Below are 23,557 nucleotides of genomic sequence, written 5' to 3'. Positions count from 1 at the left end.
TTCACAATATGCAATATTCACAGACGTGAAGGATGCTCGGATATTATAGATCTATTGTAACTTTTGAACATGCATTACTGACTTTTCAGATAGGCTCTAAGGTTTTTTGATAATCGTTCGTAACTTGGTTGCAGTTGGTTACGGTTTCTTATAAAAATATATCTTTTTGTTACAGTTACAATAAAAGCAAACCAGTGTTTTGGTCGTCCACTTATACAGGATTGGTGTTTTCAGGATAGAATACCAAACGCGACTTTTGATTGCTTTTTGATGCCTTTGCAACACGATGGCTCTACAAAAACCAAACTCACGGAGAAAGAACCGAGGGTAGACGTTATTGCGATTACTGTGAAATAATAACAAAGAAATACAAATGGACGACCTACTTTGCTTTTTTGGCTTACGCTCATATAATTTTTGATAAAGACACTCCAAGCAGCGAAGAACATGAGAACGAAATAGTAAGCACTTCTTTTTCGGATTTCACACCATATTTTGACCAGGACTCGACTGAATTACAGAAAGAGGCTTTTTTCGATGATAATTACAAGGGCAAATATGTAACATGGTCTGGTACTGTGTCATCTGTGTCTGAAAGTTATGGTTCATATGCTGTGCAAGTAAAACATAAATCCAGTACATTGATATCAGACGTGCGTGTCGAAATGAGGATAACCAAAGGGATAAATTATTACAATTGGAAGACAAGGTCAGGATCGCAGTCAGATTCTACGAATCGCGTATGTTTTCTTGCCATATCCGTAGTCCACTGCACGATGGAGAAGTTTTTTTCATCGAAGAGGTCTACCACATATTTTTCGAAATCATCTCCTTTTTGCTCGGACTCGTTTTCAAAAATGACGCTTAGAATCTTCCTTAGCTTTCTAAATAGACCCATAGTTATACCACTATTGTTTTTGTGAAAAATATCGAGGTATTAAAGTATATTTGTATAAATGTGGTGATTTGGATTGGGTAAAAAAGTGTACAAGGTGATAACGCCGGAAAAGTCCCAAAAGAGTTTTTCCATGAGTCAAAAAACTTCCAGATTCTGATATGAGTTTCTCAGAAAAACTTAATCTAAAAAAAGGATAATACTATAGTAGGAGAAATATAAAACATAATTAAAATAATCGGGACAAATTTAAAATCCCGGGATTCTACGCCTATGGGGAGAAGGCCGAAGAATTATCAGGAAAAGCTGATAACACCTGAACGGGCAGCTGAGCTTATGGAGGAAGGCTGGAAACGGGCAGACCTGCATGTGCATACAACCTGTTCTTTTGACGTGCTCCCGGCAAAAGATTTGCGTCCCGAGAGTCTCTATGAAAAAGCCCTCGGGATGGGCATGGATTTTGTCACATTTACGGATCATGATACAATCGAAGCATACGAAATTCTCGGACGGGACAGGGAAAAACTGGTCTCTGGCGTTGAAATGACCATATATGATCCGAAGTTTGCAGGGCACACCCTGCACGTGAACGTTTTCGAACTTTATCGGGAGGACTTTCTAGAACTTACCGAAATTGCAAAAATAGAACATGACCTGAAGAGTTTTATAGGATATCTCAAGCGCCATAAACTACCTTTTATCTACAATCACCCCTTCTGGTTTGAGCTTCACGAGGAGCCTGAGCCCTCTGCCGTCCCTGAACTGGCAAAACTCTTTCCTGTACTTGAATATAATATGCATGAGCTAAAGCAGAAAAATGAGCTTACGATCGCCCTTGCGGAAAGATTTGGCAAAGGTATCGCTGCAACAACGGACACACACTCGGGGGGGCTGGGGAAGGTATATACTCTTGCAAAAGGAGAGAGCTTCAGGGAGTATTTCAAAAATATAGAGAGAGGGAAAAGTTACATTGTTCCTGAAGACCTTACAAGGGAAATTCTGATAGAAGAAATGAATACATGGATAGACCTGATATTTGAAAAAAGTCAGAAGACCCGGGATATAAAAAGTTACCTTACAGGAATAAAGTCCCTGGATACAATGGTAAGGATCTCGAGGAGTGCACTTTTAAATTGCTCACCCAGGTTGAACAGGACAACCATGGGCCTGCTCTACTTGATCTCAAATACAGGGCTCCCGGCTTCACTCTATATCCACTCGAAAAAAGTCTTTGCAAAAGAAATTGAAAAAAAGATTGAGATTGAAAGTCAAAGATAAAAACGTATATTTTTGCTATTTTTCCAGTTAGATTAAAATATTCCAGTTTGATTAAAATTTTCCAGTTTGATTGAAGTTTTCCAGTTTTATAGAAGTCCAACACTTAAAAAAAATGCTGTGCATGGATCTGTTTTTCAAAAGAATGTTAAAAAATCAAAAGGTTTATATTACGAAATTGTTTAGGTAATATAACATAAAAAAGAATAAATTAGTATGATTTTTAATTATCTAGAGATATAATCTTAATAAGAGATGCAAATAAAATTAAAAAATAGAGCACATTAAGGTTACCATTATATTCCTTACTCATAGTTCACGCATAGCATTGCCCACGCCCTCCATTGATGCAGAGGAGAGCAAGATGACAATTAGTTTATCAAAAGAATCGGAACCTTTGGTGCTATTTCTGTAATCCGGGAGACAAGAAATATCCGGGAGAAAAAAAACATAAAACAGGAGTAGGTAGCAGGATGAAACAGGAGAAAAATATTACGGGATCAGGATTAAACAGAGGATTGAAACAGTGGCTGACCTTTGCCACACTCATCTTTATTTTTTGTGCAAACATGTATCCCGCAGTAGCGGCAGGAACTGAGGATTCTGGAGAAAATCTTACGTCCTCGAATGACGGGATTTTTGACCGGGTCATTACATATATTAAAGGCCTGTTTGGAGGAGAAGAAAACCTGCAAGACTCGGGAATCAGCTCGGGAACCAGCGTGGGAACCAATTTAGAAGCCTCGGCCTCCGGTGTGGAGCCGTCAGCAGATACCGAAGTGTCCCTGAAAATCGCAACTCCAAGCGTAATAAAATCGGCATCATTTCTCGGGGATTCAAGTCTTGGAGTTTTTGCCCATCTCTCAAACCCACCCCTCATGAAAATGGACTCTGAGGGGCACCTTACAGGCCAGCTTGCTGAAAGCTATGAGGTTTCGGAAAATAATACATGCTGGACCTTCTACCTGAAAGACGACCTCTACTGGAGCGACGGAGAGCCGGTGACCCCCGAAGATATTGAGTTTTCAATCCGCCACTACGGGAAAGAGACACCCTGGGCAAGCTGGATAAACGATACCCTGGAAAGTTCGGCTGTTTCTGATGCCGACAATTCCGTAACCTTCAGATTTAACAAGCCTTACACCCGCATTGACCTGGAATTTGCAACCTACAACATCCTGCCCGCCCATGTATGGGAATCTATCGAGAACCCCATGGAATACTTAAACGAAGGCCCCTACGTGGGCTGCGGGCCCTATTACCTCAAGCAGATAGACCTTAATGCCGGAAAACTCGTTTTTGAGAAAAACCCATACTGGAAAGGGAAGGCTCCGGCATTCGGAAGCGTGGAGGTCCACTTTTACTCCAATATGGACGTAGCCACCCTGGCCCTTGAAAACGGGGATGTTGATACTTATTACAAGTACGCAGGTTCATACCCTTACCCCAACATAGAACAGCTTGAAAAGACCGGGAATTTCGACTTCATGGAAAAGACAAATATCGGGCTTGTCTTCCTGGCCCCGAACCTGAAGAAAGCCCCCCTCTCGGACCTGCAATTCAGGGAAGCGCTTTCCTATGCCATAAATTACGAAGAAATCATCAAGCTCGAGACCCTAGGCTATGGGGATGTCCCGAACCGCGGCTTTGTGCCACCTTCCATGGAGGCCTTCAAAGAAACTGAAAAACTTGAGTACAACCCTGAAAAAGCCAGGGAAATCCTGAAAAAAGCAGGATATTCGGACAGCAACGGAAACGGTATCCTTGAAGGCAAAGATGGCAAAGACATCAAACTTGAAATCCTGATAAGGCCGGACTATGCCCGTATAGGCGAGCTTCTTAAGGAATACCTGGAACAGGTGGGCCTTGCTGCAGACCTGAGGACTGTGGACGCAGATACCTGGTTCACCCTGAAGGACAACTATGAATATGACCTGACAGTAACCCGCTCAACCCCCTGGGGCATGCTGATGCACGCAAACTGGGGAAGCGGCTACTTTGATTCAAGAAGAACCGGGCAGGGAGTCATGCACAACGTGGACGACCCCGAGTTCTTGCAGCTCTGCGATGACATCCTCGCAACCACGGACCCTGAAGAGCTTCAGAGCTATGCATATGAGCTTCAGGACTACTATGCAGGGAACCTGCCTGCAATTCCCCTCTACTGGGATAACGTGGTTACTCCATTCAACAGGCAGTTCGAAGGCTGGTATGCAGACCCCCTCTATGGGATCTATAACCTTGACAACTTCCTGAATGTGACGAAAACCCCTGCTTAAGGAGAGAGCAGCGTATGAGATGGACAAAAAGCAGGGTGTTCTGTATTGCAGCCCTCTCTTTACTATTTTTAGGAGGGATTTACCTGTTAATGCTGCCTTCAGAAAGTGAGGGGGCTTCGGGGATTGAAACTCCGGCTGCGGAAGCGGATGCAGAAGCGGATGCGAACTATTCAGAGGGACCTGAAAAAGTCCTGAAGATCGCGACCCCTAACGTCATAAAATCCGAATCCCTGATAGGAGACTACTACCTGGGCATCTTTGCCCATCTCTCCAATCTCCCCCTCATGCAGATGTCCGAAGACGGCAAGATTGTTGGCAGGTTGGCAGACCATTATGAAGTTTCGGAAGACCACAGGGAATGGACCTTCTACATCCGGGACGACCTTTACTGGAGTGATGGGGTAAAAGTGACCCCTGAAGACGTACGGTTCAGCATGCTTTACTATGGAGAAAAAGACCCTGCAGGCCGCTGGATAAACGATACCCTGGAAAGTTCCTCCGTTTCAGAGGCAGAAAACTCAGTGACCTTCAGGTTCAACAAGCCTTATACCCGCATCGACCTGGAATTTACGACATACAACATCCTGCCCGCCCATGTATGGGAATCAATTGAGAACCCCATGGAATACTCAAGCAAAGGCCCATATGTGGGCTGCGGGCCCTATTACATAGAATCCGTAGACCTGAACACCGCCCGCCTCATCTTCCGGAAAAACCCTTACTGGAAAGGCAAAAACTGTGCCTTTGATAAGGTCGAGGTGGACTGGTACGCAAGCGAAGATGCCGCCTGCCTGGCCCTTGAGAAGGGAGAAGCAGACACCTACTACAAATACGCCTCCTCCTACCCGTATGCAAACATAGAGCGTCTGGAAAAAACAGGGGACTTCAATTTTGTCGAAAAGGACAGTACAGGGATGTGTTATCTTGGAATTACCTTAAATGAAGCCCCCCGCTCAGACCTGCAGTTCAGGGAAGCCCTGGCCTATGCCATCAATTACGAAGAACTCATGCAGCTCGATACTCTGGGCTACGGAAGCGTTCCCAACAGGGGGCTGGTCCCTCCTGGCATGGAATACTACAAACCCACGGAGAAATGCACTTATGACCCGGAAAAAGCCAGGGAAATCCTGAAAAAAGCAGGATATGAAGACCGCAATGGGAACGGGATTGTAGAAAACAAAAATGGAAAAGATATCCTCCTGGAACTCATGATCTTGCCGGGCTACGAAAGGGATGCCGAACTTTTGCAGGAGTACTTCCGGGCCGTGGGAATAGACATTGAAATCGAAAACGTTGACCAGAATACCTACATGGACCGAAAGGACACTTCCAGGTACGAGCTTGTCTTTTCGAGGACCACGCCCTGGGGTATGCTGATGCATTCGGGACTGGGTACCGGGTACTTTGATTCCAGACGCTACGGTTACATCGAAGACCCTGCATTTACCGGACTTTGCGATCAGATCCTGAATACGACGGATTCCGAAACCCTGCGTTCCTGTTCGTACTCCCTGCAGGACTATTATGCGGAGGAACTGCCGGTAATTCCGGTTTACTGGAAAAAGGTTGTCACGCCCTATAACAAAAAGTTCGAAGGCTGGCACTACAACAACCTGGATGGGATTTACACCTTGGACACCTTCCTCGATTTACATGAGGTATGAAGGCAGCTTCCGGATGACAATACTGTCAGCTACTCCTCCCTGTTAGATCCGGTAAACCGGAGCTTCTGAGGGGGGAATCCTGCTCAGGCGGTTGAAAACGACAAACCGATATGAAAACGGCAAGGTGATACAATGAGTGAAATGGTTAAAAAAACGCTCAGGTATGCGGCTTCCTTTTTCCTCATAGTTACCCTCAACTTTGCGTTCCCGAGGCTTATGCCAGGGGATCCCGTAAAGAATCTCATAGGGGAGGACGTCTACGTTTCGGAGGCCGTAATGGAAGAGCTGAGGGCCGAGATGGGGCTGAACAGGCCGCTTTACGAGCAGTTTACAGCTTACATCGGAGACCTCCTCCGGTTTGACCTGGGTTACTCATATCATCTTCACAGCCCCGTGGCTGAGGTTTTGAGGGAGAGGATTGGCTGGACCCTCCTTTTTGTGGGGATTTCCGTACTTCTGGGAGCAGTTCTGGGGACGCTGCTCGGGGCATACGCGGGCTGGAAACCTGAAACAAAGGTAAACCGCCTCGTATGCTGCGGGTTTATTGCACTCTCCTGCACACCTCCCTATTTCCTTGCCCTGCTTTGCCTGGATATCTTTGCCTTTGAACTGGGGCTTTTTCCTTTCAAGGGATTTTATGATGTCCCGACCCCTGGAAGTGTCATGTACCACATGTTTTTACCGGTAACTGTGATGGCCCTCTTTTCCGCCTCCAGGAACTTCCTGATAATGCGGGGGAGTGTCATACAGGAAAAAGGACAGCTTTACGCCCTCTATGCCCGGGCAAAGGGCCTTTACGATATATCCATTCTTTTCAGGCACGTCATAAAGAATGCCTCCCTTCCCATCATTACCCTGCTGGCCCTTGATTTTGGATTTCTCTTCAGCGGAGCCCTTTTTACAGAGATAGTGTTTTCCTTAAACGGCATGGGGACCCTTATTTATGATGCAATAATAGGAAAAGATTACCCAGTCCTCCAGGGATCTTTTCTGGTAATAGCCCTTGCGGTTTTGCTTGCGAACATGCTCGCAGACCTGCTGTATGCAGTTGCTGACCCAAGAGTCAGGAGGCCGACATGATGCAAAAGGAAGTGTACATACAGGAAAGTGTCCGGCAGTGGAAAGATATTATAGCCCATCATTTAAACCTCGATATTCGGAAATATGGAAGAACCTTAAAAAAATTCAACCGGGGAGGACTTTTTCTCTTCGCCTTTTTCCTTATCCTTGCCCTGTTTCCCTCCCTTTTTGCTCCTTACTCCCCGACTGAGCGTTTCATTTCTTATGAATCCCCATCGACTGCCCACCTCCTTGGGACAAACGACATAGGAAATGACATACTCTCGGAGCTGATTTACGGGGCCAGAATCTCGATGATGGTGGGCTTTGCCTCGGCTTCCATCTCAACCTTAATAGGCCTCATGATAGGGCTTTGTTCAGGTTACTTCAGGGGGATGCCGGACGAGCTGCTTATGGGTTTTACCGACGTTGTCCTGACAATTCCGAAGATCCCCCTGATCATAATCATAGGTGCTTTCCTGCACCCGAGCATCTGGACCCTTATCCTTGTCCTGGGGCTTCTTTCCTGGGAGTCCATTGCAAGGGTTGTACGCTCAAAAACCCTGCAGATAAGGGAAGCAGGTTATGTCAAAAGTGCCCGATGCATGGGATTTTCCTCTTTTCACATCATGGCCTCAGACATCTTCCCGAACCTCATCCACATCCTGCTGCCCAAGTTCATGCTGGCAACGGCTTCGGCGATGATTTCCGAGGCCTCGCTCTCCTTCCTGGGACTCGGGGACATAAGCATGAAAAGCTGGGGGATCATGCTTTCCTTTGCCTTTTCCCGGGGCGGTTTTATAAGGGACATGTGGTGGTGGTACCTGCCCCCTGGGATCTGCATCACGCTCTGTGTAATGTCCATTGCACTGATAGGGTTCGGGTTCGAAGGAGGGAAAGAAAACGGAAAAAGAGGAGTGGATACGGAATGAAAACCCTTCTGGAAGTAAAAGACCTGAACGTTTCTTTTCAGGAAAATGAAAAAGAAAAAGGAAAAGAAAAAGAAAACGTGACCGCTGTTTTCGGCGTTTCATTTTCTATCAGGGAAAAAGAAACCCTGGCCCTCGTAGGGGAAACGGGCTGTGGGAAATCCGTTGTTGCACATGCGATTATGCGTCTGCTCCCCCTGGAATCCAGAGTTAAAGGGACAATAGAATTCGGAGGCAAAAACCTCCTCGAACTGAGCGAAAAAGAGATGACAAAGCTCAGGGGAAAAGAAATCTCCATAATTTTCCAGAACCCTTCTCTTGCTTTAAATCCTGTATATTCCATAGGGCACCAGCTTGCAGAACCCCTCCGAATTCACGGACAGAAAAAAAAGGAGAATACCAGCCTCTCAAAAGTTGCAGGAGCCCTTAAGCGAGTGGGTTTTTCAAATCCCCATGAATACATGAGATACTACCCCTCCTGGTGTTCCGGAGGGATGAACCAGCGCTTTTTGATTGCAGCTTCGACAATGCTTAACCCAGTCCTCCTTATAGCAGACGAACCCAGTAAGGGGCTCGACAGGAACCGCGTAGCTGAACTGGAAAACGAACTTGAAGGACTGAAAGAAAAGAGTGAAACCTCCCTGCTTCTCATAAGCCACGACCTCGGCTTCGTGCGGCGGCTTGCAGATAGGGTTGCCGTAATGTATGCCGGAGAAATCGTTGAGATTTCCGACCCCTCGAATCTTTTTGAAAGACCACTACATCCCTACACCAGGGGGCTCCTGAATAGCTTACCTGAAAGGGGATTTGTGCCCATACCCGGTTCATCCCCGCCCCTCAGCAGCCCGCCTGAAGGCTGCAGGTTCCATCCGAGATGTCCTGTTAAAGAAAAAAGATGCATGCAGGAGCGTCCCTACCTCAAGGAAAGCAATGGAAGGGCTGTGAGGTGTTTTTTGTGTCTCTGAAAGCCGAAAACCTCTCCAGGGCGTACGGGTCCGGCCTGCTGGGAAAGGGAAAATACATTTTCCGGGACGTGTCTTTTGAACTTGAAACCGGGAAAACCTTCGGGCTGATGGGCCCCTCGGGAGAAGGGAAAAGCACACTCGGAAGAATAATTGCAGGACTTGAGGGCCCCACAGATGGCGCAGTCCTTTTTAACGGGAATCCACTTTCCAGAATGAAAAAAGCCGAATACTCAACTTTCCGACGAAGGGTCCAGATGATGTTCCAGGACCCGACAGATGCCTTTAACCCCAGGAAGCGAATCGAGCATTCGATTTTCGAAGTCCTGAAACTGCTCGAGATCTCCGGAACCGAGCGTATCCGATGTACAAAAGAAATGTTAAAGACCACAGGCCTCCCGGAAGAAGTGCTTTTCCGCTACCCTTCCCAGCTCTCAGGCGGCCAGCTCCAGCGTCTTGCCCTGGGCCGGATTCTCCTGCTCGATCCGGAATACATTATCCTTGACGAACCGACCTCTGCTCTTGATGTCTCGGTCCAGGCCCAGGTCCTCCACCTGCTGAAAAAAGTGCAGGCCGAGCAGGGAATAGGTTACCTCCTTATCTCCCATGATGAGGCTGTGATCCGTTTTATGTCCGATAGCTGCGGAGAGCTTGAAAACGGGCAGCTGGGCTTGATTGAAGTGTGATACAGGGACCGATCCCGAAACAGGCAGATTATAAGGAAAAGTGAATAAAAAAGAGCTCTTCGTTGTTTTGTATGGATGTCCTCACAAAAACCAACGTGGTCTTGAATTGAAAATCATCTTATCCATAGAGACTGACGATGAACCAAAAAAAGTGAATACGGAAAAGTAAAGGCCGGTTTGAATTTGCACCAAGAAGTAAGATTGGAAATAGAAAGGGAGAAAACTTGGCAAGAGAAATTGACAAACATAAAGAATATTGGAGCCGGAAATGGAACCCCGGGCAACCACTGAATATAAAGAAAAAAAGAAGGGCGGCAGACCCTCCAAAATAACAGCGTTAGCAAAATATTTATATATAGGCAAGGAATACAAACCAATAACAAAACAATTTAAGTTGATTTTAAAATCTTTTGCCAAAGGAAATCTCCACAATTTCCACGGAAAAATGGATTATCCAGATAATCCATTTCCTTTTTTATTTTTTTCAAATTTTTCATTGCCTGAACGTTTTTTGGCCGGAAAAATGAAAAACTTAGAAAAGATCCAGAATGGCTTCCGGGCTTTCAAGTACAGTGATTCCCTGTAGCTCTTTTACAATCTCAACATTGCGCATGTCCACATCCCTGACCAGGACTTCAACAGGCCCGCCCTTGATGGCATTATAAGGGCACAATTCCTTGCAGATCCCGCAGCCTTTGCATTTCAGGAGTTCTATCTGGTCTGTGACACCGTTTTTCTCAGTTATTGCTTCGTGGGGGCAGTTTTCCCTCGGGGGGCAGTCCTCACAGTGCCGGCACTGTTTTCTGTCAATGTTGTAGGGCATTTCCGATACGATCGAGCCTTCAATGTCCACTGGCACGATATAGACCGGGACCCTTCCCTTAACAGCCTGGGCAACGGCATTGGTTACAAGGGAATCGGCAATCCCATAGGCGATTTTCGAGACTGTATTTGAGGTTGCAGGCGTAACGAAGAGGGCATCGTACCTGTCAAGGAGAAAGCGCCCGACTTTGGGAGAACTTGAACCCTGCTCGCTTTCCCGGAAAATCTCTTCAAGGTAGTCTCCTCCCGAGATTTTCACAAGCTTCTGCTCAAGCCCGTACATCCGGAGCACCTCTTCAGCTGCCCTGGAAATATACGTGTTTACGGAAAGCTCGTGGTCTCTTTGTTTGAGTTCCTTAAATACCTGGTAGCTGCGGTCCAGGAAATGTCCGGCTCCGGTAATTCCCCATGCGATTCTCTGAAAATTCATGAACAGAAGTCATGCCATAGAGGATAATATAATTTTCTAAAGAAAGCGTGACTTAGAATAGGGAACTGAAACCAGAAAGAATCAGAAAAGGGTATGGAGTTAGAGAGAAATTCAAATCCCCAGAACTTCATAAAGCAGTTTCATAGCTTTCTTTTCACTATCTCCCCCGCATTTGGAAGCAAGGGTCTCATAGTGTCGGATCCATTCAAGGTATTTTTCATCCCCCGAAAGCTGATAGCGGGTTGCATGAACTGTAGCCTCAAGCACGGCATTGAAGCCGCGGTTAGGGGTCGGGATCGCTCTCCTGTTCGCCTCAAAAAAGCCCGCCCCAAGTGGGAGAAGGTCGGATATCACAGTCTGTTCCGTATCTTTGAGGTTGGTGCACCTGAAAGCTACCCAGGAAATGGCCGATTTCAGGACAGGAAACTTTTTCCCGCCAATGTCCACAAAATCAAATTCGGAAGATTCAATGTCGAAGAAGGTGGAACGTACGAGGAGCAGAGGGTCATATACCACGTTTGCTACGAGAACCCCTTCCCGGACCAGGTTTTCCCCTGTATGGCTGCCTTTGAAAATGCGGACAAAAGTCTTCTGGTTTTTCCTGATAATCCCGATAGGAGCCGCATTGGGGTTATCAAGCCCCGTACTTACGATTGTCTCAGAGATACCTTCCAGAATCCCGTATTCAGAGAGGTCGATATCTGGTTTACAGATATCTCCGGATTCATCATATTTTTTCAAAAACGTAGTCCTCCAAGAAGGGCAATAAAAAGCCCTGCAATAATGATATCTGCCGTAGAGCCCGGATTGATCCTTTTTTTCAGAAGCTCGGAATCAAACTCCTGTACTGCAGGAAGGATGGATGCAAAGTCCCTGGCTGTTTTCCCTGAAGTTTCCCAGCTTGAAAGGATCTCACCTGCTCTGGAAGAAACATAATCTGCAGTTTCAATATCGAATTTGGTCTGGATGAAGGTATCCCTGTGCCTGGAAAGCAGTTTCAGGAAAGTATACACTACAGCCTCGTTGATTCCTGTGCCCGAACAGCTGGAAACTGAGCCTCCGGTTAAAGCTTCTGCCCCGCAGTTTCGTGCCTGCATGAACTCAAGAATACTTTTTGCTCCCTCAAGGCAGCGCCCGAAACCTGAGGTCCACTCATTTGCGATCAGGTCATACCCTCTGGCAATTTCCATAAGATCGTAAAGGGTAATATTCTGTTTCCTGAGATCGGCAGTTGATTCAGAGTCTTCAAGATCGAATTCTTCCACACTATTTACCCTGACTCCTGCATGCCCGAAAGCCCCATAGAAATCAACAGCGTCTTCGCAGTTCGTTGCACGGATAAAAGCATGGGCACGGGCAGCAAGACTCTCAAATTCCCCGGCTTCAAGCCGGAAACCTGCTTCCCCGGAGTGGGGGGGTTCTCTGGAGATTTCACCTGCAGCCATTGCCAGCGGAATCAGGAGTAAAAAAGCGCCAAAATGTGTATTTCCTCCCTGCTGCCAGGCAGAGCTTTCGCAAACCGCACCCCTGAGAAGTGCCCCTATACTGTCTTTACTCCTTGCAGCAAGCTCAAAGACAGGATAGACGGCAACTGAAGAAGCTACAAAATGCTCAAAACACGTATCAGGATAATTATGTTCCCTATCAACGTTCCCTGGTTTTGGAGAGGCTGAGACCTCAAGCAACATAGCAAGCTGTGCACGGCGTGCAATCAGGCTTGAGGTTCGGGAATCCTCCACCAATTCAGGGATATGACAGGAGAAAGCAGTGTTATTGGGATTCATTTACCGGAATCCTGGCATGATCAAGGACGTGTTTTGCCAGCTGCTCCTTAAGTTTCATGTACTCCGCATCAGAGAGGTTAAGTGTATTCAGTACACCGTTCCTGATCCAGCAGGGCTTTGTAATCTTACAGCACCAGACAAGGCTGCCGAAACAGGTATCCTCCCCGTATTCGAGCATTGTGCCTCTGGCAAATTCCATTTTTGTCCGGGCGAACTCTTCGGCAGTGTATCCCAGTTTTCGGAATTTCGCATGCACAGGGCAGGGTTTTACCGGAAGACAGCAGAAAGCCAGTGCCCTGAAGTCCCCTTCACTGCAAACGTGTTTGGGAGCATTATACCAGCCTATTGACTGCTGGTAAGAACTTACACTCTCTACAAGTTCCTTGACCAGTTCGGGGTTTTCCATGGCGCCTCTCGCAACAGATACCATGTCAGCTCCTCGGGAAAACATGTCCTTTGCCGTTGCAAAGTCAGTAACCGAGTTGTTGCCTATAAGGAAGAGCCTTGTAGCATCCCTGTAACTTGTGATCGCATCAAGGTCGGCTCCAAACTTTTCGAGCATGGAATCTACATGGATGATATCAGCCCCAGCCTTATCAATAAGCCTGGCAAGTTTGACATCATTCACCACATTTGCCCGTACCTTTACGGAAAGCACGACTCCGGTTTCCTTTATTGCCTTTATCCAGGCAGAAAGCCTTGGGAGGTCATGCAAAAGGGCTTCTCCGATGCCTGCCTCAAGCATTTCAGGCTGCTTGCAGTGGGCGTTTAACTCAAGGATTGCCCCTTCTTCCTTTACAATTTTAGCAGCTTCAATTAAAGGCTCAAGGGTGGTGCTTCTGACGTTTACTGCAACAGCACTGCCCGAGTTTACTGCCCGGATTTCCTTTTTTATAAGCTCCAGAGGTTCATCGGAGATGAACTCTTTTCTACCTCTGGCTACGAGCTCTGATGCAACTGCAATAGATCCTTCATCAAGATTGAAGGCTCCAAGCACTACCAGCCCGGCATCACCTGCATACTGGTTGGCAAAAGCGCTGTCGACAATTCCTGCCATTGGCGCCAGTGCAATGGGATTTCTAAAACGGACATATCCAATATGCAAATCAAATAGACAATTACTCATGTTTTACCTCTAAAAAATAAGACTGTAAACTGAACACAAAAATGATAGTTATAGTCACATATTAAGCTAACGAATCTTTTTAATCTGAATTGAATATTTTTTAAGAGATTTAGGAAATGGAAAATCCATTTCATTTTCTCGATTACAATACATATATATTAATATTTGGGCATATCCCTAACACGCAAACGATATATGGAGTACACGGAAAGAATGCACCCGTTCATCCAGAACCGGGAAAGAATTAAAATCAGCCAGAAAAATCATCCCGGAAAATCAGCCAGAGGTCGCTGAAGACAATTTTACTCAGGAGTCCTCTTTAATCAGTCTCCTTTTGCAGAAATATCATCCCATAAATATATATACCATCGAAAAATATATAGGGCAAGTTAATCAGCAATATGCGAGAGAGGCTGGGCGGCTGCCGGACCTTCTGGTCTGAGGAAAGTCTCCCCACCGTTCCGGACACACGAACATCTGTAAAGGATGTCGGGCGAGAGCCCGGGCCCTGGCACAGAAACGATAACCATCCCCTGCAAATGCGATGATGCCATAAGCTGAGGTCGCAGGGAGAGTGGATGAAACGGCGAATCCTCGTGGGTGCAAGTTGGAAATCGGGAATAACGAGCAGTTCGGAATCGCCCGATTGGTTTTGGTAACGCTTAGCCGAATGCCGTCGATGCAAGAGTCCTCAGGGATCATTTCTTCCACTGATGAGGTGGCAGGAATTTTTGCATGAACAGAAGGGAGCTTACACGCCTCACTCGCATACAATGATTATCTTCAGGTTTATTTTCAATCTTTGCTCAGAAGTTCTTTGTTTTCTTTTGGTTTCGTACTTTCGATCAGTTTCTTTTACCTGCTCTTAGGACCCCGAAGCTGTTCTTTCATTGCCCTTATCTATTACACCCCACTTTTTTTCCATTAATCCCTACTCTTATTTGTTAGCTCTTGCTTTACAGAAACCCTTACCGATTTCGTTCAGTTGTGGACTTAATTTTGGAGGAGGACTCAGCCAGACTGAAATTGAGCAATAACCACCTGACATAGTCTTTGTGGCTTCTACTGAATACAACTTCATCCAGATATTTATCCAATATTTCCTTCCTGCTGAGAACAAGTTTGAAAGAGGTCTCGGGAAAACGGTGCATAACCTTTTCCAGTTTAAGGGAACTGCCAAGGAAGTTTCCAAACTCCTGCCTGCACCTGGATTCATACTCTTTAAGGGCGCTCAATTTCCGGTCATAAAGCACAAGATCAGCTACGTTCTCCGCCGCAAGCTGCCCTGACCGGATGGCATATGCAATACCTTCCCCTATGAAAGCGTCCACGAAACCTGCGGCATCCCCGCTCAGAAGGACCCTTGAACCTATGGTTTTTCGTTTTATCCCTCCTACCGGGATAATATGGGAACTGACCTGCAATTCTCCTGAAAAACCGTTTGCCCGCAAAAAATCCTGCATTACCTTCTTCGGATGCTTCAGATATTCAGCTGTGCCCGTGACCCCCACGGAATAGTACCCTGCGTGAGGGAAAATCCAGCCGTACCCCCCGGGTGCAGTCCCGAAATGAATGTCTATTACACCGGGAAACCGATTCCTTATCACCTCGTCATCTTCAGGAACTTCCGAAACAAGGGCAAGCCCATATTCTGTTCTCCGGTCTCTCTGCGGCCTTACTTTATACTTAAGCATGCCTCCGGAGCCTTCCGCAATAAGGACAAACTTGGCAAGGTAAGTGTTCTGCAAAGTCTTAACCTCAACGTATTCTTCTCTTTCCTCGCAGTCCAGCACCTTTTCCCCGAAGTGGACCTCAATTCCAGTCTCCCTGGCTTTATCAAGCAGGAAATTGTCAAAGACATTTCTGGAGACCAGCAAAGCTAACCTGGAACTACTTTGCCTTTCAGTACAGTGCTCCCTGAAATGAATCCTTATCTTTGAAATATCCCTCTCGACTACGGACTCAGGGAGTTTGAAATCCAGGCAGGATAATGCATAAGGGGATAGAGCCCCTCCGCAGGGCTTATACCTCGGGAAATTTTCTTTTTCAAGCAAGAGGGTTGAGATTCCTGCTCTTCCAGCTACCCTTCCGGCAGAAGCTCCCGAAGGCCCTCCGCCCACTATAATCAGATCATACATACTCAAGACCCCAGCTTATTGATAAGAGACAGGCCATGAACATACAGCCTCAAATGAATTGTTTACCCCATAAAGTAGATTGATGCTCGAACAATAAAAAGATAGAGGAAAAAGAGAAAACGAAGGGGTCCCTGATAAAATCCTGAAGTGCCTTTAAAAATTCCGGCTTATTTTTGAAAATCCCCTATATTACCTGAGTTTAAAATTCAGAAGGGACCAGCGAAGATAATCCTTTAATTAATACTGAAATCCACAACTTCAAGATCTTTATCAACCATTTTTTCACTTGAAGTAAAGATTTTAAATGATTGGTTAGGGAAACGAGGTATTATCCTGGAAAACATAAGCGAATAATTAAGGTGAATTTCAAATTCGGCCTGAAAGAGGGACTCGTATCTGCTCAAATCTTTGAGATTCCTACCACCCGTGGAAAGTCTCTAAGGTAAGGTTCTTTGAGGAACAGGGCAATCAACGGTACTCTTTCTTACGGGTTATTTCATGGTATTTTATCAGGTTGATTTACGATTTCATCATCTATATACCATGTTCAAAAGTTTGAGAGGGTTTTTGCTGACAGCAAGTGAATAGTACGCGCAGGGATAAGCCAGAGGGCCCAGAGTTTCAAAAATAAACCTGTTTCTTTCCGAATGCTCCATTTTTTTAATCAAATGTTTCTTTATCAAATCGTTATAGGATTCACTTCGAGTTATGCTTCTTGCAGCAAAATTAGCGCTCTGGATTGCGTACCTCATCCCGAATCCCCAGAAGTAGTCCTGAAAACCGCCTGCTTCCCCTATGAGCATTGCCCCATTATCATCATACAAATGTTTCTTTATTTCGAAATGCCCGTAGCCACCGAATTTTTTCCCTGAAGCTAGCTCCCTTTTATCAAGAAAACCTGAAAAATATTCCACAGTAGTCTGGAGGAACTCATCGGAGCAGTGGGCCAGTTTGCGGTTAAAAACAGTTGCAATTGTTCCATGGCCGTTTTTGACCAACAGGTAAGAGTAAAATCCTGTGGCTATTTCACTTCCAAAAGCCATATGATAGCCACTCTCACAGTTCGTTTTGAACTTTATTCCTTTTACAAAAGCAGTTGCATTTTTCGGGCCTGTAGCGTTTACTTTTATAGGAACTTCCTTTTCCGGCACGGAAGCGAAGTGGATGTTTACCCCCAGTTCTTCAGCCTGCTCAAGTAAACATGTATCCAGGCAACCTTTACTGCCCCCTCTTCTAACCAGATAACAGCCATTTTTCACTTTGATTGTCTTTATTTTTCCGGAATAATGAATAGTTAATTCGGATATCGGCTCGTAATCAAAAGACAGGTCAATCCCGTATGATTCTATCTGTTTCAGGACATCAATTTTCTCTGACCAGTTCTCAATACCCTGCCAGTCATCATTGAATCTTGTACCAACATAATTCTTTTTTTCATAAACATTAACGCTATACCCATTTTTCCGAAGAATTATCGCACATGCAAGGCCGCTTATCCCTCCGCCCATAATATTTATTTCTTCGTTCAAATAAACACCTGCAGTGACTGGAATTCCCAAATATTTATACTTTTCTTTTTAACCAGGCAGTCTACAAAAATTAATTGGAAGATGTCGATTTTACGTAATAAACAAGGTTAATCACTACTCAAAGAAGGATGGAGAAACGTGATCAATAGCCAAAAGTTAAAGAAAATTAGCTCATGAAATTTGCGAATTGGATCTTAATAAAGAACACGATAAATATTGTTTTACTTAGGCTGAATATTCATTTTAATCAAATAATTTATGATACGATTTTGCAAAAATGTCGCATGATACCGACTCATGCGCTTAAACTTAAGCACATTAGATGCAAGGTAAAAGACATAAACCGAAATCGTCTTACTTCACAGATTTGTGGAAAAGCATATATGTGCCTAAAAAACCGAAGTTAGGTACAACTTTTACTGCAGAGTAGATTTCTTCTTCAGTAATGAAAAATTTGAAAAACATTCGTAAACTATGATGTAGTCACGTTCTTCGGTAATAGAAATAACTGAGGGAACAATTTCAACCCCCCTCCCACAAAATGGAGTACATGTGAACTACCCCTCCCTGCCTGATGGCGAGGAAGGGGCTTCTTGCTTCATCCCTCGAACTACTGTTCGCAAGTCCACAAGCCCATCCCCTACGTTCCGTAGGTGTCAGATAACTATAAGATTTTGATCTTGAAGAGAGAATTTTTTGATATTGATAGCGGCATTGATGTCTCTATCATGTTTTGTCTTACAATCGGGGCATATCCATTCTCTATCTTTCAAGGTCAGATTACCATTATGATAACCACAAACATGACATATTTTAGAGGAAGGTTCAAATCTTCCGATCCTTAGTATAGTCTTTCCTAACCATTCAGCTTTATACTCAAGTTTGGTTACGAAACTACTCCATCCGGCATCAGAAATTGATTGAGCCAGACAATGATTTTTTATCATACCTTTAACATTCAGAGTTTCCAACGCTATTGCTTGGTTCTCGCAGATAAGTTTAGAAGAAAGTTTATGCTGGAAATCGTTTCTCTGATTGCTAATAGTTTCATGGATTTTTGAAAGATGGTGTCTTGCTTTGTTACGGTTATTAGAACCTTTAACCTTCTTACTCACTCTTTTCTGCAAACATTTCATTCTTTTTAGAGAGTTTTTCAGGTATTTTGGATTCTCAACTTTTACCCCATTGGAAAGGATTGCAAAATCTTTGATACCTACATCAATTCCTATGGTACTTGATTCTGATATCCTCTGTTTAGCAGGAAGTTCATCTCCGTCATCCACAAGAATAGATATGAAGTATTTCCCTGTACTCGATCTTGAAATGGTTGCGGTTTTCATAGCACCTTCAAACTTTCTATGAAGTACTGCTTCGACTTCCCCAATCTTAGGAAGTTTGATGATATTTCTTTCAAAATCTACAGTATAATGTTGTGGCATTTGATAAGATTGCACTGGATTTTTTTTAGATTTGAAGTTAGGGAATCCAGATTTTTCTCTAAAAAATTTCGTAAATGCTGATTCTACATTTACTAAAGAGGCAAGTAGAGCCTGTGAATTAGCTTCTTTCAACCATTCGTTAGAAGGTTTTACTTCGTGAACTAAAATGTGCTGTAAATCAAACCTTGATATTGATTTGTTATTTTGCTGATAAGTTTTAATTTTCTGCTCTAAAGCCCAATTATAGACAAATCTACATGCACCAAAATTTACTTTTATGAACTTTTCTTGGTCTTTATCTGGGTAGATTCGGTACTTGTAGACTTTTAACATGCTATAAATTATGTGTTTTATAGATATATAGAAGTTTTGTTAAACTTACTATAATAAAGTTGACGGCTTTCATCCCCCACCTGTCGCTTCGCTCCGAGGAAGGGGACTTCCCGCCTTAGAGTTAAATTTAAAAATAATACAAAACAATTCAAAAAAAATAGTTTAGTATTATAAAGTTTTAAAATCATCAAACACTTTAAGCACCTTCTGGTAATTCACTTCTGTCCCGAAACAGCCATCGTTTTCCATAGTAACTCCATAGGTAATCACTTTTTTGCCTTTGAGGGCACGCATAACTTTATTGATTTCATAATCACAGGCAATTAGAAGGATACCATCGGCGGCTTCCATTTTAAGTATGTTCTTCACATATGAAGAGCCAGTCAGGATGAAAACTTTATACCCGTATTTTTCAGCATCTTTCTTTAACTGAGTAAAAACGCATTTCCCACAGGACTTACACTGGATCCCAGTCTGTGTAGAATGGGCAGGGCAGTCAAGAGCTCGCATGCAGTGGGGAGCAAGAATAATCCTTTTTTTTGTTTTTGCAAAGGCAGAAGCATGGGCTCTGATTTTCAGAGATGACATCCATTTGTCCAGAACACGGGTATCGGAAAACTTGAGAAAAATATGTCTCAGAGGCAAATAAAAGAAGTCGAGCACATTTGCAAAAAACCCTGCCAGCAAGACATTTTGTGTGAGGCTCTTGCGGCTGACAGCCAGGGCTACGGCTGAAAGGACAAGGGATAGGATGGTGACAAAAAACAATGCCTTTCCAATGTAGTTATACATCGCACATCTCCATTTTATGAATTATTTCCTCAACGTTTGCTTCCGTATTGAAGCACCCGTCCTTGAGGAGAAGGACTCCCTGAGTGGGGACAAACGAAACAGCCTGCATGTTCTCAGCAAGTTCATTATAGCAGGCAACCCCTAGACAGGCTTCCGGCTTATATTTCTTGAAGATCTTTTTTACAAAGCTGCCCCCAGGGACTACAAAAACCCTGAAACCATACTTTTCAGCAGCTTCGTAGAGTTTTGAAATGTCACAGAGCCCACAGCGCTTACACTCATACCCGTAGACCGGGTCGCAGCGGGCCTTACAGTTAGGGTGACGCAGGCACTGCGGAAGAAGCAAAATTTTCTTGCCTTTGGTGTGCAGGAAATCATCGTGCATAACAGCGTTCCGGACATCAATGAGAATATCGTCAACAAGGGTATCCCTTATCCGGAAAACTCTGCAGATCCATTTTGCAGGAGAATAGAAAAGGTAGAGTGTGAACAGTACGAAACTCGGAAAAATGATCCTGTGTTTTTTGAACGAGTAGACCCCTATGAGAAGGGCAAGCTCGGTACCTACAAGAGCAAGGAGCATCAGGTACACGAATACTTTTCCGAGAAATTCGTAAGGAATATGCATATTCAAGGGGAGGTAGGTATCGGTATTTAAGTTTTACTATAAAAAGTAAGACACCGGATCAAGAAAAAGAGAAATAAAGAAAGCTGGAAAAAACCAGCCTTCAAGCCTTTTTGGGTTCTTCTACACTGAGACCGAGGGCCTGTGCAACCAGTACAATTACGTCCTCAACCTCGATGTCGGCTTTGAGGGAGTCACGGCCATCCATGAGGTTCCTCTTACAGAAGGGACATGAGCTTGAGAGGATGTCTGCATTGGTTTCAAGGGCATCCTTAACGCGGGATTCGGCAACACCGAGGGCAAGATCGGGGAGACCTGCCTTCACACCACCGCCAGCTCCACAGCAGCGCTGGAATTCCTTGACCCTGTCCATTTCTACAAACTTAACACCCGGGATGTGTTCAAGCACAAACCTGGGAGCATCGTAGACGCCTACGTGGCGGCCAAGGTGGCAGGGGTCGTGGTATGTAATGGTCTTGTCAATGGATTTTTCCCATTTAACTTTGTCCTTCTTGATCAGGTCTGCAAGGAACTCTGTGATATGGACTACCTCAAAAGGCAGTTCTTCTCCGAGAAGCCTCGGCCAGTCGACCTTGGAGGCACGGAAGCAGCCTGCACATGCATAGAGGACCTTTGTGGCACCCTTTGCCTTTATGGCTTCTACATTGTGCCTTGCAGTTTCCCTGGCCACGTCATTGACATGGACCTGTCCGGTCCTGATAAGGGCGGAGCCGCAGCACCATTCTTCTTCCCCGAGCATGGCGAACTCGATGCCCAGCTTATTCAGCACACGGGAGGTGGCAAAAGCCAGAGCGAGCTGCTTGTATCCTGCAGTACAGCCGGTGAAGTAGACGATGTTTGCTTTGTCTGCAATCTTAACGTCTTCGGGGACCCAGGCAAGCCTGTCTTTCTGGTCAAGGAGGTAAGGGTTGTGGTACTGCCCGATAAGTTTAGGGAACATGCCCTGCTTTCCGAAGGGACCGATGCCTTTCTTGACAAGGTTTGTCCTCATGGATTCCCAGAGTTCCACAGTGTTGATACCTGATTCACAAACAGTTGCACAGATACCACAGGTGGTACAGCCGTGTACATCGTCTTTGAATTCTTCAAGTTCGGACTGGGGGATTTCCGTAGGGCCGAACAGCTTTGCTTTAAGCCCGTAGGACTTGTTCATGAACTGTCTCCAGCGCAGGATCTTGTCCCTGGGAGCTAACCCGGGCTTCTCGCCGGAAGCAGCGTAAGTTGGACACCATTTTACACATTCACCGCAACGGGTGCAGGAGTCGAGCTCCATGAGCTGGACTGCTGTAAGGTTCTTGGTGTCAATTGATGGAGTTTTTTTTGACATTTTTATTCTCCTCCCTTGTTTGCAAGGATTGCAAGCGGGGTGGCGATTACGTGTATGTACTTGCTGTACGGGATGTATGCGATACAGAAGAGCAGGGAAATTATGGAGTGGAAGAGAGCTGCAGGGGGTGCAGTTGAGGGGTCAAGCCCAAAGCTCCAGATAAATCCGGTCCTTATACCATCGGCAACAAAACCGGAAATCGTGACTAAGAAGACTCCTCCGAGAAGGACCCAGTCATACATTATGGAAGCTTTCCTTGCATCCGAGACAAAGATTCTCCTGACTACTGCAATCATGACTCCGATAAGCAGGACATACCCGAAAATATAGTTCGGGAGTGCGAGGAAATCTCTGAATTCGGCGGGGGTGAATGGAAGCTCGATTCCGAATTTTTCGATCATTTCCACTGCAAACATGAGCCCTGACAGAGCGAAAAGGGCCATCCAGCCTGCAACAATCGTGAAGTGCATGAACCAGCGCAACGGGCTTCTCTTGAGAATTCTCCTCTGGAACATAATGTCGAGGATAAGAACCTCAAGAATCGGTTTTCCGTGTCCGTGGTGAGACTCTTCTACTACCTGTTCCCACCAGGTCTTTAAAAATCTGATCGCACTTCCCTTGCTTCCTGCCTGAGGCTCAAGAGCATAGCCTGTGACGCCTGCACCCCATTTCTGGAAGTTAAGGATCATACCGTATAAGAAAATCACAATGGCTATTGTGCTGAATATCATTATCTGGACAAACGTAAGTCTGAGTGCATCCGAGAGCCCAGAGAAGTATGCCATCTCACTGCTAATAGTTTATTCCTCCTATATATGGGTAAAAACTGAAAACTGATACTGCTTCAAAATTATCATTGATGTTATAGAATATCAATAACAGTAAAGACAGAGCAAGAACCGTAGCAACTGTCTGTATAAGGTTTGAATAGTCTGTTAGTCTTTGTATCTATTATATTTAAACGTTATCTTTAACATACAATACATCGAAAAGATCGCAAGAGGCGCGAAAATAGGGTCGCATTAAAGCAGTCTAATGGGGAAAGAAAAAGGGAAACTGGAAAATTGGGGTAGAATTATAACATAAAAATTATAAAACATTCTTATTGAAATTTTTCCTTGATGAAAATGAAAATAAGGTTTCAGAGAGATCAGGAAATCGCTGAAAAAGATAAAATGGACTCCGAAAAAGCCGAAAACGATAGGGTGGAAAAAGCTGGGAAAGAGGGACATCTGGATTAAAATTCCTATAAGATGCTTAAAAGAACATTTTACTCTGAAGAAAAACTACCCAGCATTCTTCCTGAGATTAACTAATAATTAGTCTTCCTGAGATTAACTAATAATTATAGCCCCCTCTTTACTTCGTTACTCAGAGAAAGCTTGTAATTCCTTCCTTTCTTTAATGCCGTAATTTACAGTTATCCCCACTAAAAGTACAGC

20 protein-coding genes and 1 other RNA gene are annotated in these 23,557 nt (G+C 44.8%); 9 read left to right on the top strand and 12 right to left on the bottom strand.

Annotated features, from left to right (window positions below):
• Positions 1-691: 691 nt before the first annotated feature.
• A complete protein-coding gene (locus EO93_RS07780) occupies positions 692-898 on the bottom strand; it encodes a hypothetical protein (RefSeq protein ID WP_235284150.1) in 207 nt (68 codons plus the stop codon).
• Between the two features lie 270 nt (positions 899-1,168).
• On the opposite strand from EO93_RS07780, the gene EO93_RS07775 reads away from it, so the two are divergent.
• The 8 genes from EO93_RS07775 (at position 1,169) to EO93_RS17355 (ending at position 10,335) form a co-directional block, all read left to right on the top strand.
• Entirely contained in the window at positions 1,169-2,173 is a 1,005-nt protein-coding gene (locus tag EO93_RS07775; RefSeq protein WP_200895054.1) for a PHP domain-containing protein, read from the top strand.
• Between the two features lie 515 nt (positions 2,174-2,688).
• A complete protein-coding gene (locus EO93_RS07770; RefSeq protein ID WP_235284149.1) occupies positions 2,689-4,449 on the top strand; it encodes an ABC transporter substrate-binding protein in 1,761 nt (586 codons plus the stop codon).
• A 14-nt stretch (positions 4,450-4,463) separates the two neighbouring features.
• Positions 4,464-6,113 (top strand): ABC transporter substrate-binding protein, encoded by a 1,650-nt coding sequence (locus tag EO93_RS07765; RefSeq protein WP_052735408.1) that lies wholly within the window; start codon positions 4,464-4,466, stop codon positions 6,111-6,113.
• A gap of 132 nt (positions 6,114-6,245) precedes the next feature.
• Entirely contained in the window at positions 6,246-7,193 is a 948-nt protein-coding gene (locus EO93_RS07760) for an ABC transporter permease (protein WP_048135710.1), read from the top strand.
• On the top strand, positions 7,190-8,104 hold the full coding sequence (locus EO93_RS07755) for an ABC transporter permease (protein ID WP_082107603.1): 915 nt from the start codon (positions 7,190-7,192) through the stop codon (positions 8,102-8,104). The genes EO93_RS07760 and EO93_RS07755 overlap by 4 nt, the downstream gene beginning before the upstream one ends.
• A complete protein-coding gene (locus EO93_RS07750; RefSeq protein WP_048161881.1) occupies positions 8,101-9,066 on the top strand; it encodes an ABC transporter ATP-binding protein in 966 nt (321 codons plus the stop codon). The genes EO93_RS07755 and EO93_RS07750 overlap by 4 nt, the downstream gene beginning before the upstream one ends.
• Positions 9,057-9,749 (top strand): ABC transporter ATP-binding protein, encoded by a 693-nt coding sequence (locus EO93_RS07745; protein WP_235284148.1) that lies wholly within the window; start codon positions 9,057-9,059, stop codon positions 9,747-9,749. The genes EO93_RS07750 and EO93_RS07745 overlap by 10 nt, the downstream gene beginning before the upstream one ends.
• 256 nt (positions 9,750-10,005) lie before the next feature.
• Positions 10,006-10,335, top strand: a complete 330-nt coding sequence (locus EO93_RS17355) for a hypothetical protein (RefSeq protein WP_156161261.1) — start codon at positions 10,006-10,008, stop codon at positions 10,333-10,335.
• On the opposite strand, the gene EO93_RS07740 is transcribed toward EO93_RS17355, so the two are convergent.
• The 4 genes from EO93_RS07740 to EO93_RS07725 form a co-directional block, all read right to left on the bottom strand.
• Positions 10,282-11,001 (bottom strand): dihydromethanopterin reductase (acceptor), encoded by a 720-nt coding sequence (locus tag EO93_RS07740; protein ID WP_048135704.1) that lies wholly within the window; start codon positions 10,999-11,001, stop codon positions 10,282-10,284. The two genes, EO93_RS17355 and EO93_RS07740, sit on opposite strands and share 54 nt — an antisense overlap.
• A gap of 111 nt (positions 11,002-11,112) precedes the next feature.
• The gene (locus tag EO93_RS07735; protein ID WP_235283035.1) at positions 11,113-11,742 is read right to left on the bottom strand and encodes a DUF447 domain-containing protein; all 630 of its coding nucleotides are present in this window, start codon (positions 11,740-11,742) and stop codon (positions 11,113-11,115) included.
• Complete coding sequence (locus EO93_RS07730; RefSeq protein WP_048161878.1) at positions 11,739-12,785, bottom strand: triphosphoribosyl-dephospho-CoA synthase; 1,047 nt, start codon at positions 12,783-12,785, stop codon at positions 11,739-11,741. Before EO93_RS07730 ends, EO93_RS07735 begins: the two co-directional genes overlap by 4 nt.
• Positions 12,772-13,911 (bottom strand): methanogenesis marker 9 domain-containing protein, encoded by a 1,140-nt coding sequence (locus tag EO93_RS07725; protein WP_048161877.1) that lies wholly within the window; start codon positions 13,909-13,911, stop codon positions 12,772-12,774. The genes EO93_RS07730 and EO93_RS07725 overlap by 14 nt, the downstream gene beginning before the upstream one ends.
• A 405-nt stretch (positions 13,912-14,316) precedes the next feature.
• Between EO93_RS07725 and rnpB the strand changes: the two genes are divergently transcribed.
• An RNA gene (gene rnpB, locus EO93_RS16515) (RNase P RNA component) lies at positions 14,317-14,677 on the top strand.
• Positions 14,678-14,879: 202 nt separating this feature from the next.
• Here the strand turns inward: rnpB and EO93_RS07720 are convergent.
• From EO93_RS07720 to hdrE, 7 genes are all read right to left on the bottom strand, one after another.
• Positions 14,880-16,049 carry a geranylgeranyl reductase family protein gene (locus tag EO93_RS07720; protein WP_048161874.1) on the bottom strand — a complete coding sequence of 390 codons (1,170 nt, stop codon included), beginning with the start codon at positions 16,047-16,049 and terminating at the stop codon, positions 14,880-14,882.
• Positions 16,050-16,579: 530 nt separating this feature from the next.
• Positions 16,580-17,578, bottom strand: coding sequence for an NAD(P)/FAD-dependent oxidoreductase (locus tag EO93_RS07715; protein ID WP_048161873.1), 999 nt, complete (start codon positions 17,576-17,578; stop codon positions 16,580-16,582).
• 656 nt (positions 17,579-18,234) lie between these two features.
• Positions 18,235-19,350: an IS200/IS605 family element RNA-guided endonuclease TnpB gene (tnpB, locus tag EO93_RS07710; RefSeq protein ID WP_048161870.1), complete on the bottom strand. Its 1,116-nt coding sequence runs from the start codon at positions 19,348-19,350 to the stop codon at positions 18,235-18,237.
• A gap of 168 nt (positions 19,351-19,518) precedes the next feature.
• On the bottom strand, positions 19,519-20,142 hold the full coding sequence (locus tag EO93_RS07705; protein WP_048161868.1) for a DUF116 domain-containing protein: 624 nt from the start codon (positions 20,140-20,142) through the stop codon (positions 19,519-19,521).
• Positions 20,135-20,770 carry a DUF116 domain-containing protein gene (locus EO93_RS07700; RefSeq protein WP_048135690.1) on the bottom strand — a complete coding sequence of 212 codons (636 nt, stop codon included), beginning with the start codon at positions 20,768-20,770 and terminating at the stop codon, positions 20,135-20,137. The genes EO93_RS07705 and EO93_RS07700 overlap by 8 nt, the downstream gene beginning before the upstream one ends.
• 100 nt (positions 20,771-20,870) lie before the next feature.
• Entirely contained in the window at positions 20,871-22,115 is a 1,245-nt protein-coding gene (gene hdrD, locus EO93_RS07695) for a dihydromethanophenazine:CoB--CoM heterodisulfide reductase subunit HdrD (protein WP_048161866.1), read from the bottom strand.
• Between the two features lie 2 nt (positions 22,116-22,117).
• On the bottom strand, positions 22,118-22,900 hold the full coding sequence (gene hdrE / locus EO93_RS07690; RefSeq protein WP_048135685.1) for a dihydromethanophenazine:CoB--CoM heterodisulfide reductase subunit HdrE: 783 nt from the start codon (positions 22,898-22,900) through the stop codon (positions 22,118-22,120).
• Positions 22,901-23,557 lie beyond the last annotated feature (657 nt).

This window comes from Methanosarcina sp. 1.H.A.2.2 (genome assembly GCF_000979975.1).
In the GTDB taxonomy this organism is placed as follows: domain Archaea; phylum Halobacteriota; class Methanosarcinia; order Methanosarcinales; family Methanosarcinaceae; genus Methanosarcina.
Note: the sequence above shows the minus strand (reverse complement) of the source record. Positions and strands in the feature narration are given on the sequence as shown.

Excerpts from the sequence above, each read along its gene's own strand:
- EO93_RS07780 (WP_235284150.1), bottom strand. The coding sequence starts at position 898 with ATGGGTCTATTTAGAAAGCTAAGGAAGATTCTAAGCGTCATTTTTGAA.
- EO93_RS07775 (WP_200895054.1), top strand. The coding sequence starts at position 1,169 with ATGGGGAGAAGGCCGAAGAATTATCAGGAAAAGCTGATAACACCTGAA.
- EO93_RS07765 (WP_052735408.1), top strand. The coding sequence starts at position 4,464 with ATGAGATGGACAAAAAGCAGGGTGTTCTGTATTGCAGCCCTCTCTTTA.
- EO93_RS07760 (WP_048135710.1), top strand. The coding sequence starts at position 6,246 with ATGAGTGAAATGGTTAAAAAAACGCTCAGGTATGCGGCTTCCTTTTTC.
- EO93_RS07755 (WP_082107603.1), top strand. The coding sequence starts at position 7,190 with ATGATGCAAAAGGAAGTGTACATACAGGAAAGTGTCCGGCAGTGGAAA.
- EO93_RS07750 (WP_048161881.1), top strand. The coding sequence starts at position 8,101 with ATGAAAACCCTTCTGGAAGTAAAAGACCTGAACGTTTCTTTTCAGGAA.
- EO93_RS07740 (WP_048135704.1), bottom strand. The coding sequence starts at position 11,001 with ATGAATTTTCAGAGAATCGCATGGGGAATTACCGGAGCCGGACATTTC.
- EO93_RS07730 (WP_048161878.1), bottom strand. The coding sequence starts at position 12,785 with ATGAATCCCAATAACACTGCTTTCTCCTGTCATATCCCTGAATTGGTG.
- EO93_RS07725 (WP_048161877.1), bottom strand. The coding sequence starts at position 13,911 with ATGAGTAATTGTCTATTTGATTTGCATATTGGATATGTCCGTTTTAGA.
- EO93_RS07720 (WP_048161874.1), bottom strand. The coding sequence starts at position 16,049 with ATGTATGATCTGATTATAGTGGGCGGAGGGCCTTCGGGAGCTTCTGCC.
- tnpB (WP_048161870.1), bottom strand. The coding sequence starts at position 19,350 with ATGTTAAAAGTCTACAAGTACCGAATCTACCCAGATAAAGACCAAGAA.
- EO93_RS07705 (WP_048161868.1), bottom strand. The coding sequence starts at position 20,142 with ATGTATAACTACATTGGAAAGGCATTGTTTTTTGTCACCATCCTATCC.
- EO93_RS07700 (WP_048135690.1), bottom strand. The coding sequence starts at position 20,770 with ATGCATATTCCTTACGAATTTCTCGGAAAAGTATTCGTGTACCTGATG.
- hdrD (WP_048161866.1), bottom strand. The coding sequence starts at position 22,115 with ATGTCAAAAAAAACTCCATCAATTGACACCAAGAACCTTACAGCAGTC.
- hdrE (WP_048135685.1), bottom strand. The coding sequence starts at position 22,900 with ATGGCATACTTCTCTGGGCTCTCGGATGCACTCAGACTTACGTTTGTC.